Genomic DNA, 13,054 nt, shown 5'->3' with positions numbered 1-13,054 from the left:
ATTCCGTCCGGCCGCTCAGCCGTTCTTGTAAACCCGATGAAACCGCCGCCCGAGGCTGGTGAGAATCTCGTAGCCGATGGTGCCGGCCTGCGCCGCCACCTCGTCGACCGTCTGGTGCTCGCCGATCAGCTCGACCAGCGTGCCGGGCGCGAGCGCGCCCTGCGGCAGGGCGGAAATGTCGAGGATGATCGAATCCATCGACACGCGGCCGACGAAGGGCAGCCGCGCGCCGTCGAAGAAGGCCGCCGATGCCGCCCGCCTGTGCCAGCCGTCGGCATAGCCCAGCGCGATGGTGGCGACCTGCATGCGGCGATCGGCCCGCGCGGCATGGCCGTAGCCGATGCCGGTGTCGGGCTCGATGATGCGCGTCTGGATGACCTTGGCGTCGAGCCGCACCACCGGCGCCATCGGATTGGGCAGGCCCGGCGTCGGATTGATGCCGTAGAGCGCCGCCCCGGGCCGCGCCAGGTCGAACGGATGGTCGGTCCCGAGAAAGATGCCGGCGGAATTGGCGAGGGAGCGCGGTGCCGCCGGCAGCTTTTGCGCCAGCGCCTCGAAGGCGGCACGCTGCGCGCCGTTGCTCGCCTCATGCGGCTCGTCCGCTCTGGCGAAATGGCTCATCACCAGCTTCACCTCGATCCCGGCGAAAGCGCCGGGATCGGCGGCCAGCAGTTCCACCTCCTGCGGCGGCATGCCGAGCCGGGCCATGCCGCTGTCGACCTGGACGGCGGCCGGCAGGATGCGGCCGCAAGCTGCCGCCTTGCCGCGCCAGGCGGCGAGCTGCGCCGCGCTGTTGATCACCGGCACCAGGCCGGCGGCGATGCAGGCCTCCTCCGCTCCCGGCGGAAGGCCGTTGAGGACATGGATGTCCGGCGCTGCGCCGAGGATTTTCCGTAGCACGATGCCTTCGCCGACATGGGCGACGAAGAAGCTGTCGCAGCCCTCGTCCGCCAGGCCCGGCGCCACCCTGTCGGCACCGAGACCGTAGGCATCGGCCTTGACCACGGCGGCGCAACGCTTCCCGCCCAGCCGGTCACGCAGCAGGCGGTAGTTGGCGCGGATGGCGCCGAGGTCGATCGTCAGGATCGCCCCGGCCAGATCGGCATCCAATGTCGTGAATGACGGCAGCGCGTCCAAGAGTCCTGTCCCTCACTTCCCGGCCCCTCGGCCTGAACGAGGCGCAAGATACAGCGGGTCTGGTGCAAAATCCTGCAATTGTTCGGGAGGGATACGATTCCCTCAGCAAGATTCGTGTCATCAAGACAGAAGATGCGCGGCTTTCTTGCTGCTAGCCGGCGCGAGCTCGAAACGATGCACGCCATTCCGATGCGCAATGCACGAATCCTTGCAGAAGCCGATCGGTGTGGAAGGCTGGGTGCCGAGCACCCCCTCTCCGTCTCGGGCTTCGCCCTCGACACCTCTCCCCCACTTCGTGGGGGCGAGGAACCCAAGCTGGAGAAGCGCCGGCCCTCGGCACGGCAGCACGCATCAGCAGCGCCGCCGCCGCGGCGAGCCGGGCGCCGGACCTCATCCCACCAGATGACGGAAGGCGGCTACCACCGCGACATAGGTGTGGCGCTTGAACGGCACGATCAGGTCGGGCAGCTCGGCCATCGGCCTCCACGCCCAGGCGTCGAACTCCGCCTTGTGGCCGCCCGGCGGCGGGTTGATCGCGATCTCGCGCTCGTCGCCCTCGAAGCGCAGCGCGAACCATTTCTGCGTCTGGCCGCGATACCTGCCCTTGAAGGCGACGCCGACCAGATGCGGCGGCAGGTCGTATTTTATCCAATGAGGCGCCTCCGCCAGCAGCGAGACGCTTTTGATGCCGGTCTCCTCGTAGAGCTCGCGCAGGGCTGCCGGATACGGGTCCTCGCCGTCGTCGATGCCGCCCTGCGGCATCTGCCACAGCATCGTCGTACCGGCGAACTCGGTGTCCGGCTCGGCGATGCGGTGGCCGGTCCACACCAGCCCGTCGCGGTTGAGCACCATGACGCCAACGCAGGGCCGGTAGGGCAGGGTTTCGGGATCGACGGGTTTTTTCGATTTGGGCATCGCAGGTCCGGACGAATCTATGGGCGCAAGCGCCGATCTATAGCAGCAACGCCTGAGATTTATGAACGGCCAGGCCCCTACCGCTCCGGATCGCTCGCCAGCGCCGAGACGGGCACGATCTCGATGCCGCGCTTCTTCGCCTCGGCGACCCAGGACGTCACCGCCTCCACGGTCTCGCCGAACACCGAGCCGGTGCCGATGGCAAAACCCTTGGCGCGTGCCATGCGCTCCAGTTCGTCGAGCTTCTGCAGGATGGCGCGGCGGTCGCGGGTGGCGTCGATGGCGGCGTCGCCGACGGCCAGCGGCACGCCGTTCTTCAGCGCCAGCTCCGGGGCGACGCTGCGGGCCGAGGAGCCGTCGTCGAGATAGGCGAGGCCGCGCTTGCCGAGTTCGGCAAGGAGCGGCTGCATGGCCGCCTGGTCGGCCGAGAAACGCGCGCCCATGAAATTCATCACGCCGGTGTAGTTGGTGGTGCGCGACAGCGCCCAGCGCAGCCGCTTCAGGTTCTCCGCCGCGCCGGCCTCGACTGTCAGCGTGTTGCGGCCCGGATCGACGTTCGGGTAATCGAACGGCTCCAGCGGCACCTGCATGACGATCTCATGGCCCTTGCGCCGCGCCTCCTGCATCCAGCGGCCGATGCTGTTGCCCTGCGGCGAGAAGGCGAGCGTCACCTCCGCCGGCAGGTCGGCGATCGCCGCCTGTGTGCCGGTCTGCGAGATGGCGAAGCCGCCGAGCACGATGGCGACGCGGGTGCCGCGCGTGCCCGACCACGGCCGCGCATAGACGTCGAAGGGCCGCCGGCCGTCGGCGGCGCGTACCGGCAGCGGCCCGGTCGGGCTGTCCTCGATCAGGTCGCGCTCGGGCAGGTGGGCGACCCGCAGGTTCTGGCCGACCGCCGAGGGATCGCGGATCACGACGACGCCGTTCGGCGCCGGCCGCTTCTCCGGATCGACCTGGATGATCTTGGGGCCGTCGGCAGGCGGAGCGGCGGCGGAAGATGCTGGAGCGACCTCTGCAACTTCGGGCGTGGTGGTGACGACCGGCGCGGGCTGGCGGAACGGCTTTTCGCGCAGCGCGATCGACAGGGCGGCGCCGACGATGGCGACAACCGCCAGGCCGGAGACCACAGCTCCGGCCGAGACCGGCCGGCGGGCGGCCGGGCGCGCACCGGCGGACTGCCCGAGCGGGCGGTCGATTTCCTTATCCGTCAACGACACGGCGATGCCCTTTGCCCATCCCCCGTTCAGGCAAATCCCGCCTCCGACCGGAGGCGGGTACGCTCGCCGATTCCGAAAGGGCGGCGAAGTCTTCGCCGCCCTCGAACACTACTGGTTGAGAACCGCCCGGTCCGGATTGGGCGGGAAGGCCGGGTCCGTCTTGACGCCGCGCAGCAGGTCGAGCGCGTAGCCGAGCTGGATGTCGTCCTTCGGATCCGGCGGCACGTAGGCGGCCGAGCCGGAGCCGGCGTCGCTCTCCTCGACGCCCTTGATGTGGCCCTTCAGGTCCGATTCGCCACGCGACACGTCGGCACCCTTGAGATCCTCAGGCAGCGGCTGGTCGACCTTGATGTCGGGCGTGATGCCCTTGCCCTGGATCGATTTGCCGGACGGCGTGTAATAGAGCGCCGTGGTGAGCCTGAGCGCGCCGTTCTCGCCGAGCGGGATGATCGTCTGCACCGAACCCTTGCCGAAGGACTGGGTGCCGACCACGGTGGCGCGGCGGTGGTCCTGCAGGGCGCCCGCGACGATCTCCGAAGCGCTCGCCGAACCGCCGTTGATCAGCACCACCAGCGGCTTGCCGTCGATGTCGTCGCCGGCCCGCGAGTCGAAGCGGGTCACGTCCTTCGGATCGCGGCCGCGCGTCGAGACGATCTCGCCGCGGTCGAGGAAGGCGTCGGAGACGCTGACCGCCTGGTCGAGCAGGCCGCCCGGATTGAGCCTCAGATCGAGCACGTAGCCCTTGAGCTTGTCGTCGGGCACGTCCTTCCTGATCTCCTTGATGGCGTTTTCCAGGTCGTCGAAAGTCTTTTCGGTGAAGGAGGTGATCTTCATGTAGCCGATGTCGTTCTCGACACGGAACTTGACCGCCTTGACCTTGATGATGTCGCGCACGATCGTCAGCTCGAGCGGCTTGTCGGCGCCCTCGCGCAAAATGGTCAGCTTGATCGGCGTGTTGACCAGGCCGCGCATCTTCTCGACCGCGTCGTTCAGCGTCATGCCGCGCACCTCGGTGCCGTCGATCGCCGAGATGTAGTCGCCGGCGCGCACGCCCGCCTTGGCGGCCGGGGTGTCGTCGATCGGCGTGATCACCTTGACCAGCTCGTTCTCCATGGTGACCTCGATGCCGAGGCCGCCGAACTCGCCCTTGGTCTGGACGCGCATGTCCTTGGCGGCGTCCGGATTGAGGTAGGAGGAGTGCGGATCGAGCGAGGTGAGCATGCCGTTGATGGCGCTTTCGACCAGCGCCTTCTCTTCCGGCGGCGTCACATACTGGGCGCGCACCCGCTCGAAGATGTCGCCGAAGATCGCCAGCTGCTTGTAGGTCTCGGAGCCCGCCGCGTTCGCCGTCGTCCCCGCCGCGCCGTAGACCAGGCCCATGGCGGAGGCGCCCATCAGCGCGCCGGCAAACAGAAGCGACAATTTACGTATCATTTCCTGTCCTTCCAGAAACACGCTCCGCCCACCAGGGTGAGGGATCGACGGGTTTTCCATCCTTCCGGAACTCGACATAGAGTTCCGGCCCATTCGTCACACTGCTTGCCAGGGTGCTCGCCACCCTGGCTTCCCCCATCGCTCCCACCGGCTCTCCCGCCATCACCGATCGGCCGAGCGCGACGGTGATTCTGTCCATCCCCGCCAGCACGACATGATAGCCGTCGCCGGCGTCGAGGATCAAGAGTTGTCCATAAGAGCGGAACGGACCCGCATAGAGCACCTTGCCGTCGGCGGGCGCCGTGACGATTGCGCCCGATTGTGTCGCAACCATGTCGCCCTGCATCACGCCGCCGTTATCGTCCTTGCTGCCGAAACGGTACCTGAAGCGGCCGTTGACCGGCGTCGCGAGCTGGCCGCGCAGCGCCGCGAAGGGCAGCGACACCATGGCGCGGTTGTTCTCGGGCAGCGCGGCGATCTCCGCCTCGCGCTCGAGGATCTTGCGCTTGGCGGCACGCGCGGCTTCCGCCGCGGCGCGATCCTTGGCCGCCTGCTGCTCCAGCGCGGCGATCAGCTCCTTCAGGCTGCCGGCCTTGGCCGCCAGATCCTCGGAGCGCCGCTGCTCGGCGGCGAGCTCGGACTCGGTCTCGCTCTGCAGCTTCTGCTTGGCCTCCAGCAGCAAGGCAAGCCGCTGCTTCTCCGCCAGCTGCTCGGTGACGGAGGCGGTCAGGCGCGCGCGTTCGGCCTCGATCGAGCCGGTGATGCGGTTCATCTCCGCCATCTCGACCATCAGAACTTCGGTCTCCTGCCGAAGTTCCGGCACGACGGCGCCGAGCAGCACGGCGCTGCGCACCGATGACAGGGCGTCTTCCGGCTTGACCAGGATCGCCGGCGGCGGGTTTAGGCCCATGCGCTGCAGCGCGCCCAGCACTTCGGCAAGCACGCCGCGGCGGGCGGCGAGCGAAGCGCGCACCGTGTCGGCCTGGCCGTTCAGATCCTGCAGCCTGGCCGAGATCTCGTCGATGTCCTGGCCGAGCTTCTTCTCGGTCTTGGCGGCCTGGATGAGCGCGGCGGTGATCGAGGTATAATCCTGCTTCACCCCGGCGATCTCGGCCGCGAGCTTTTCCATGCGCTCCGCCGACAGCTCGATCTCGCGGGCGACGGCATCGTACTCGCTGCGCTTGGTGGCGGCGGGATCGGCTTCGGCGGTGGCAGGCGCGGCGTCGGAGCCGTCCGCATCACGGGCTCCCACCGGGGCGGCGGCAAGCAACAGCACGGCCGCTGCAACCGCGCCGCGGCGGAGCATGTCCGCAAACCCTTTTCCCGATCCTGTCATGCTGCCGGAACGCACACTCCAAACGCTGCGCAATCTAGCGGCCCGGTCGTTAACGAACCATCAACCATACCGTGATCGCCCCGCAGATCACCGTTTCGGACAGGATCTTGTCGAGAATAGGGGCGGTGTGGAGGTTGTTGGGGATGTCCTGCCGGCGGCTCCGGATGAAAAGCCTCAACCGCCGGAGCACTTCGCCGCTGGTACGGCATGGATCCTAGGGTCTCCGCACTCGCTGCGCTCGCGCTCCGCCCTAGGATGACGAATTCGTGGGCGTCTCCGCCAATCGCCGACGTTGGCGACTGGCGGAGACGCCCTTTTTTCCTTCGTCATCCTAGGGCGGAGCCGGAGCGCAGCGGAGGCGCAGACCCTAGGATCCATGCCGTACCGGCGGTGACATGCTCCGGCGGTTGAGAATCTCCGGGCGTGATGCCAACCACCATCTCGCGAGGGTGCTCCTCGCACGCCCTACCACCCCAGTCCTCGGAACAGCTCATGCCATTCCGGATTCGCCTTCTCGATCAGCTCGATCTTCCACTGCCGCGGCCACCGCTTCAGCGATTTCTCCCTCTGGATGGCGTCGCGGACGTCGAAACGCTCTTCATACCAGACGAGCCGCTGGACACCGTAGCGCGCCGAGAAGCGCGAACCCTGTCCGGACTTGTGCTCGGGCATGCGCCGGCCGAGATCGTTGGTCACGCCGATATAGATGGTGCCGCGCTTCTGGCTGGCGGTCATGTAGACATAGCCGGTCATGACGGGATGGTAGCTCGGCCGGGAGCCGAGGCAAGATCGACCTGTGTCTTTGCCGCCGGAGCACTTCGCCACCGGTACGGCATGGATCCTAGGGTCTGCGCCTCCGCTTCGCTCCGGCTCCGCCCTAGGATGACGAATGTGAAAAGCGTTTCCACCAATCTCCCGCGTTGGCGATTAACCGCGAACTCCATTGCCTTCGTCATCCTAGGGCGAAGCAGGCCGAAGGCCGTCGCGGAGACCCTAGGATCCATGCCGTACCGGTGGCGAAGTGCTCCGGCGGCGCATAAGGACTTCCAAGCCGTACCAGTCAAACCGCCCCATCGGTTCCGAAGGACAGACAGTCGCGAGACCCGCCGCCCTTCACGCCCGATGATACGGGTGCCCCGAAAGAATCGTCGTTGCCCGGTAGAGCTGCTCGGCCAGCATGATGCGCACCATCTGGTGCGGCCAGGTGAGCGGGCTGAGCGACCACACCAGATCCGCCCGCTGGCGCAGGCGCTCCTCGTGGCCGTCCGGGCCGCCGATGGCGAACACCGCCAGGCGCCGGCCGTCGTCGCGCAGCAACGCCAGCCGCTCGGCAAACTGCGGAGAGGAGAAGGTCTTGCCGCGCTCGTCGAGCAGCACCAGCGCGGCCTTGTCGTCGGCGAAGGCGAGCAGGCGTTCCGCTTCCTCGCGGGCGCGCTCGGCTGCGCTTGCGCCGCGGCCCTCGGCGATCTCGGTCAGGCCGGCGAAATCGAGGCCCACCGCCGGACCGCTCCTGGCGAAGCGGTCGAGATAGCGCGTGGCCAAATCCCTCTCGGGGCCGGCCTTCATGCGGCCCACGGCAAAAACGGCGATCTTCATCGCCGCCTGCTTACAGGCGGTGGCCGCCCGCCGCCAGTCCCGGCGCCGCCTGGCCGCGACGCCCGAAACCGGTCAGTGGATCGTCCCCTCCTCCAGGTCCGGCGTCTGCCACATCTTTTCGAGATTGTAGAATTCGCGGACCTCGGGGCGGAAGACGTGGACGATGATGTCGCCGGAATCGATCAGGACCCAGTCGGCGGCCGCCAGCCCTTCCACGCGCGCATTGCCGAAGCCGGCATCCTTGAGCGCCTTGAGCAGGTGGTCCGCCACGGCCGCCACATGACGATGCGAGCGGCCCGACGCCACCACCATGTGGTCGCCGAGGCTGGACTTTCCCTGGAGATCGATCGAGACGATGTTTTCGGCCTTGGAGTCTTCCAGACTGGCAAGGACTGTTTCGAGGGCGCGGGACACGGAGTCCATTCCGCTGATCCCGGCCGGCGAAGGCATGGGGTATGCCTTCTTCCGCAGTGCTGTTCTCAGTGTCTTTCCTTTCGCGACAGGAACAACCAAATCATCCGCCAAATCAGCGGATGCTCCGAAGATAGGCGCAGCTGGGTTAAGGTTTCAAGACAGTCGTCTCCGCTCTTTTTGCTTTGCGGGCGCCAGACGGGGCTTCGTGGCCCGCATCTTGCCGGAGGAACGCGCGACGCTGCCATCCGTTGCGCCTCCGCCGGTCGAAAGGAGAGATGCGGCACCAGCAGCCGACGGGGTGGCGCAACGAGGTCAGCGGCCCGGCTGTCCGGCGCCGTCGTCCTGCGGAAAGGCGAGTTCGGCGGGCAGGGGGGCCTGCGCCGACATCGGCGCGAAATTGCCCGACTGTTCCGCCGCCGGCGGCGCCTTGGCGATGCGCCAGGCGACGAAGCCGCTGAACGCCACGGCGATGACGATCGCCACATGCATGAAGGCCTCCGTCCCGTAGAGCGCGGTGAGCGCCGTCGCCACGCCGGGGACGATGAAGCCGGAGAACGACCAGGTGAACAGCATGGCGCTGGAGAGCGGGACGAGGTCGGCCTGGCCGGCCCGATCGTTGGCATGGGCGCTGGAGATCGAATAGATCGTCTCGGTCGCGCCGCTCCATATGACGAAGACCACAACGATCCACAGGAACGGAACGCCGGCCGTCTGGCTGGCGGCGAGGCCGGCAAGCGCCACCAGCAGCGACGTTCCCACCAGCACATAGCGGCGGTCGGTACGGTCCGACAGCCAGCCGAGCGGCAGCTGGAACAGGATGGTGCCGAACTGCATGGCGACCATCAGCACCGATACCTGGTCCTTGCCGAAGCCGCTGGCGGTGGCGTGGATCGGCGCGAAGCCGGCGACCATCATCGACAGGCCGCCGACCGCCAGCATGCCGGCTATGCCGACCGGCGAGATGCGCCAGGCGCGGCCGATGGCGAGGCTGGCCGATTCCGGCGGGGGCGGTGGCCTCAGGCTGGTGAGCCCGACCGGAATGATCGACAGCGCCGCGAAGGCGACGGCGACGATGGGTGCCGCCGGCGTGTCGATGTCGATGAAGGCCAGCGCCAGCGAGCCCAGCCCCAGCCCGACCACGTAGCAGATATAGAAGGCGGCCATGACCCGGCCGCGGATGGCATTGCCGACCGCGTCGTTCAGCCAGCTCTGGGCGACGATGAACAGGCTGTTGATGGCGAAGCCGTAGAGGGCGCGCGAGGCGATCCACAGCACCGGGTCGATGCCGGCGGTGATCAGCGTGTTGGCCAGGATGATCAGCGCCGAGTAGGTCATGAAGGCGCGGGCATGGCCGACGCGGCGCACCAGCTGGCCGGTCAGCAGGCAGCCGACCAGCCCGCCGGCCGACAGGCCGGTGAGGATCAGCCCGGCCCAGGTCGGCGCGAAGCCCGAGGCGCCGAGCCGCACCGGCACATAGGCGAACAGCAGGCCGTTGCCGACCGCCAGCAGCGTCATCGACAGGATGATGCTGGTGATGGCGACCAGCGGCGCCGGTCCCCTGCCGGCAACAGCCCTTGTCCCGCCGGCAGTGAGAAGCGTGTCGCCCATGGCCCGAAAGTGCCCGAGCCGCGGTCGCCGCAACGCTGCAAAAGCGACATCGCCGGACGAGCGTGCGTCGAGACCGGCTTTCGACGCAATTGCGGCGCGCTTTGCCGAGGAAACGACCGGCCATGGCCGTGCCGGCGGCCATGTGAACACAAAAGCGCGGCTTTTCGTGCCTGCCTTCAGCCGGGCACTTGATTTCCCAATGATTTCACGTGGCCGGCGCGGCGCGCGGGGCGAAATCTATCCCCCTTTTTCCGCCTCGCCATTGCGATTCGCACGGATCGCGGTGGAGGACAGCGACGAGCGCGGGCCGTGGATGAAGGTCCAGGCCGGCGCCTTGCTGCGCGCGAGCCGCGGCGCGTCCGCCTCGTCGATGCGCGCATGGTCGAAGGTTTTCGCCAGGACCGAGGACAGGAACGACAGGGTCGCGCCCGGGCGATCGATGACAGCTATCGGAAAAGTAAGGGCAATTTGCCGCCAGCGCTGCCAGCGGTGGAAGTCGCGCAGATTGTCGGCGCCCATGATCCAGACGAAGTCGACGCCCGGATTGCGTGCCTTGATCAGCGCCAGCGTGTCGGCGGTGTAGCGCACGTTGTGGGCGGCCTCGAAGGCCGTCACCTTCACGCGCGGATCGTGCATGAGCGCTTCCGAGAGCCGGATGCGCTCGCCGAGCGGCGCCAGATCGCGCCCGTTTTTCAAGGGGTTGCCCGGCGTGACGATCCACCAGAGCTGGTCGAGCGCCAGCCGCCTCAGCGCGATCTCGGCGACCAGCGCATGCCCCGCATGCGGCGGGTTGAAGGAGCCGCCGAACAGGCCGACCTGCATGCCCTTCTCGACATGCGGCATGGCGAGGTAGCGCGCCTGGAGAGCCTGCGGGGAACGGTGGGTCATCGGATAGGAATCGAAACCCACCGCAAAATCAAGGCCTTGTCTGCCCCGTGCCGCGCACGCGGTACTTGAACGAGGTGAGTTGCTCGACGCCGACCGGCCCGCGCGCGTGCATCTTGCCGGTGGAGATGCCGATCTCGCCGCCGAAGCCGAACTCGCCGCCGTCGGCGAACTGGGTCGAGGCGTTGTGCAGCAGGATGGCCGAGTCCACCTCGTTGAAGAAGCGCTCCACCGCCGCCGCGTCCTCGGCGAGGATCGCCTCGGTGTGGTGCGACGACCAGGTCTCGATGTGCTCGATCGCGCCGCCGATGCCGTCGACCAGCTTCACCGAGATGATGGCGTCGAGATATTCGGTCGACCAGTCGGCCTCGCTCGCCGGCTTCGCGGCGGGATAGAGCTTCAGCACCTCGGCATCGGCACGGATCTCGCAGCCGGCCTCGGCCAGCGCGTCCAGCACCGGCGTCAGGTGCGTATCGGCGACGGCGCGGTCGACCAGCAGCGTCTCGGCCGCGCCGCAGATGCCGGTGCGGCGCATTTTTGCGTTCACGACCAACGGGATAGCCATGTCGAGTTTTGCCGAACGGTCGATATAGACGTGGCAGAGCCCCTCGAGATGGGCGAAGACGGGCACGCGGGCTTCCGACTGCACGCGCGCCACCAGGCTTTTGCCACCGCGCGGCACGATCACGTCGAGATTGCCCGACAGACCCTTCAGCATCTCGCCGACGGCGGCGCGGTCGGCCACCGGCACGAGCTGGACGGCGTCGGCCGGCAGGCCGGCCTCGGTCAGCCCCCTTGCCAGCGCGGCATGGATGGCGGCGGACGAATTCAGCGAATCCGAGCCGCCGCGCAGCACCACCGGGTTGCCGGCCTTCAGGCACAGCGCGCCGGCGTCGGCGGTGACATTGGGGCGGCTCTCATAGATCACACCGATGACGCCGAGCGGCGTGCGGACGCGCTCGATGTGCAGCCCATTGGGGCGGTCCCATTCGGCGATGACGTCGCCGACCGGGTCGCGCAGCTCGGCGATGGCACGCACGCCCTCGGCCAACGCCTTGATGCGCGCCGGCGTCAGCTTCAGCCGGTCCATCATCGCCGGCGACAGTTTCGCCTCCTCGCCGTTCTTCATATCAATGGCGTTGGCCTCAAGGATCTTCGGCTCGTCGCGCAAAATGGCGTCGGCCATGGCAATCAGGGCCTTGCGCTTCTGCTCGGCCGGTGCCAGCGCCAGCGGTCGGGCGGCGGCCCGCGCCTTGCGGCCGATCTCGGCCATGATGGCAATCGTGTCGTTCGCGTCGTGCCTGTTCAGCATGGCTCAACCCTGACTTGCTTCTTCGCGCTCCCGGACCACCAGGTCGTCGCGATGCACCATCGCCGAGCGTGCCTCGTAGCCAAGCACGGCTTCGATCTCGGCGGTCTTCAGCCCCGCAATCCTTACGGCATCGGCGGCGTCGTAGGCAACCAGCCCGCGCGCCACCTCGCGCCCTTCCGGCGTCAGGATCGCCACCGTGTCGCCGCGGGAAAAATTGCCGCTGACCAGTCTTACGCCGGCCGGCAGCAGCGATTTTCCCGCCATCAGCGCGCCGATCGCTCCGGCATCGATGGTGAGCCGACCGGCCGGCTCGAGCTGGCCGGCGATCCAGGTCTTGTAGCCCTTCACCGGATTGGCGCTCGGCTTGAAGAAGGTGGCGCGCTCGCCGCGCTCGATCGCCATCAGCGGGTTCTGCCGCGTGCCGGCGGCGATGATCATCGCCGTGCCGGCGAGGGTGGCGATCTTGCCGGCGTCGAGTTTCGTGCGCATGCCGCCGCGCGACAGCTCGGAGGCCGCGGCGCCGGCCATCGCCTCGATGTCGGGGGTGATGCGCTCGACGATGGGGATGAACTGTGCCTGCGGATCGCGGGCCGGCGGGGCGGTGTAGAGCCCGTCTATGTCGGACAGCAGCACCAGCAGGTCGGCTCCCATCATGGTGGCGACGCGGGCGGCGAGCCGGTCGTTGTCGCCATAGCGGATTTCGGTGGTAGCGACCGTGTCGTTCTCGTTGATCACCGGCACAGCCTTGAGTTCCAGCAGCTTGGAGATGGTGGCGCGGGCGTTGAGATAGCGGCGGCGCTCCTCGGTGTCGCCCAGCGTCAGCAGGATCTGCCCGGAGCGCAGGCCGTGGCGGCCGAGCGCGTCGGCCCAGGCGCTGGCCAGCGCGATCTGGCCGACGGCGGCGGCGGCCTGGCTCTCCTCCAGCTTCAGCGCGCGCTTGCCCAGCGCCAGCACGGTGCGGCCGAGCGCGATCGCGCCGGAGGAGACGACCAGCACCTCCGCTCCGCCGGCGGCAAGGGCCGATACGTCGTCGGCAAGCGAGTCCAGCCAGCCGCGCTTCAGCCCGCTTTCGCGGTCGACCAGCAGCGCCGAGCCGATCTTCACGGTGATGCGGCGGTAGGATTTGAGGGAGAGGGTGGTCATGCAACACTCGCAGATTTGCGATGGCGAGAAACGCGCAGAACATCGCGTTCCTTCGCA

Annotated in this window: 12 protein-coding genes; all 12 read right to left on the bottom strand. The window is 68.1% G+C overall.

The window, feature by feature from the left end:
- Window positions 1–15: 15 nt before the first annotated feature.
- The 12 genes from alr to proB all read right to left on the bottom strand — a co-directional run bounded on the left by alr (window position 16) and on the right by proB (window position 12,997).
- A complete protein-coding gene (alr, locus tag C7I84_RS15155) occupies window positions 16–1,137 on the bottom strand; it encodes an alanine racemase (RefSeq protein ID WP_207771008.1) in 1,122 nt (373 codons plus the stop codon).
- A 390-nt stretch (window positions 1,138–1,527) separates the two neighbouring features.
- On the bottom strand, window positions 1,528–2,052 hold the full coding sequence (locus C7I84_RS15150; protein ID WP_106773030.1) for an RNA pyrophosphohydrolase: 525 nt from the start codon (window positions 2,050–2,052) through the stop codon (window positions 1,528–1,530).
- Between the two features lie 77 nt (window positions 2,053–2,129).
- Entirely contained in the window at window positions 2,130–3,269 is a 1,140-nt protein-coding gene (locus tag C7I84_RS15145; protein ID WP_106773029.1) for a divergent polysaccharide deacetylase family protein, read from the bottom strand.
- Window positions 3,270–3,377: 108 nt separating this feature from the next.
- Window positions 3,378–4,703 (bottom strand): S41 family peptidase, encoded by a 1,326-nt coding sequence (locus tag C7I84_RS15140; RefSeq protein WP_106773028.1) that lies wholly within the window; start codon window positions 4,701–4,703, stop codon window positions 3,378–3,380.
- Window positions 4,693–6,009 carry a murein hydrolase activator EnvC family protein gene (locus C7I84_RS15135; RefSeq protein ID WP_106773027.1) on the bottom strand — a complete coding sequence of 439 codons (1,317 nt, stop codon included), beginning with the start codon at window positions 6,007–6,009 and terminating at the stop codon, window positions 4,693–4,695. Before C7I84_RS15135 ends, C7I84_RS15140 begins: the two co-directional genes overlap by 11 nt.
- A 495-nt stretch (window positions 6,010–6,504) precedes the next feature.
- A complete protein-coding gene (locus C7I84_RS15130) occupies window positions 6,505–6,792 on the bottom strand; it encodes a GIY-YIG nuclease family protein (protein ID WP_106773026.1) in 288 nt (95 codons plus the stop codon).
- 360 nt (window positions 6,793–7,152) lie between these two features.
- Window positions 7,153–7,635, bottom strand: coding sequence for a 23S rRNA (pseudouridine(1915)-N(3))-methyltransferase RlmH (rlmH, locus tag C7I84_RS15125; protein ID WP_106773025.1), 483 nt, complete (start codon window positions 7,633–7,635; stop codon window positions 7,153–7,155).
- A gap of 72 nt (window positions 7,636–7,707) precedes the next feature.
- The gene (gene rsfS / locus C7I84_RS15120; RefSeq protein ID WP_106773024.1) at window positions 7,708–8,085 is read right to left on the bottom strand and encodes a ribosome silencing factor; all 378 of its coding nucleotides are present in this window, start codon (window positions 8,083–8,085) and stop codon (window positions 7,708–7,710) included.
- A 276-nt stretch (window positions 8,086–8,361) separates the two neighbouring features.
- Window positions 8,362–9,657, bottom strand: coding sequence for an MFS transporter (locus C7I84_RS15115; protein ID WP_106773023.1), 1,296 nt, complete (start codon window positions 9,655–9,657; stop codon window positions 8,362–8,364).
- Window positions 9,658–9,894: 237 nt separating this feature from the next.
- Window positions 9,895–10,545, bottom strand: coding sequence for a nicotinate-nucleotide adenylyltransferase (locus C7I84_RS15110; RefSeq protein ID WP_245428448.1), 651 nt, complete (start codon window positions 10,543–10,545; stop codon window positions 9,895–9,897).
- A gap of 28 nt (window positions 10,546–10,573) precedes the next feature.
- The gene (locus tag C7I84_RS15105; RefSeq protein WP_106773022.1) at window positions 10,574–11,854 is read right to left on the bottom strand and encodes a glutamate-5-semialdehyde dehydrogenase; all 1,281 of its coding nucleotides are present in this window, start codon (window positions 11,852–11,854) and stop codon (window positions 10,574–10,576) included.
- A 3-nt stretch (window positions 11,855–11,857) separates the two neighbouring features.
- A complete protein-coding gene (gene proB / locus C7I84_RS15100) occupies window positions 11,858–12,997 on the bottom strand; it encodes a glutamate 5-kinase (RefSeq protein WP_106773021.1) in 1,140 nt (379 codons plus the stop codon).
- Window positions 12,998–13,054 lie beyond the last annotated feature (57 nt).

The sequence above is a fragment of the Kumtagia ephedrae genome, assembly GCF_003012745.1.
GTDB lineage: Bacteria > Pseudomonadota > Alphaproteobacteria > Rhizobiales > Rhizobiaceae > Kumtagia > Kumtagia ephedrae.
This window is presented reverse-complemented; position numbering and strand designations above follow the sequence as displayed.

Coding starts and splice junctions, on each gene's coding strand:
- C7I84_RS15150 (WP_106773030.1), bottom strand. CDS start 2,052: ATGCCCAAATCGAAAAAACCCGTCGATCCCGAAACCCTGCCCTACCGG.
- C7I84_RS15140 (WP_106773028.1), bottom strand. CDS start 4,703: ATGATACGTAAATTGTCGCTTCTGTTTGCCGGCGCGCTGATGGGCGCC.
- C7I84_RS15135 (WP_106773027.1), bottom strand. CDS start 6,009: ATGCTCCGCCGCGGCGCGGTTGCAGCGGCCGTGCTGTTGCTTGCCGCC.
- C7I84_RS15130 (WP_106773026.1), bottom strand. CDS start 6,792: ATGACCGGCTATGTCTACATGACCGCCAGCCAGAAGCGCGGCACCATC.
- rlmH (WP_106773025.1), bottom strand. CDS start 7,635: ATGAAGATCGCCGTTTTTGCCGTGGGCCGCATGAAGGCCGGCCCCGAG.
- rsfS (WP_106773024.1), bottom strand. CDS start 8,085: ATGCCTTCGCCGGCCGGGATCAGCGGAATGGACTCCGTGTCCCGCGCC.
- C7I84_RS15115 (WP_106773023.1), bottom strand. CDS start 9,657: ATGGGCGACACGCTTCTCACTGCCGGCGGGACAAGGGCTGTTGCCGGC.
- C7I84_RS15110 (WP_245428448.1), bottom strand. CDS start 10,545: ATGACCCACCGTTCCCCGCAGGCTCTCCAGGCGCGCTACCTCGCCATG.
- C7I84_RS15105 (WP_106773022.1), bottom strand. CDS start 11,854: ATGCTGAACAGGCACGACGCGAACGACACGATTGCCATCATGGCCGAG.
- proB (WP_106773021.1), bottom strand. CDS start 12,997: ATGACCACCCTCTCCCTCAAATCCTACCGCCGCATCACCGTGAAGATC.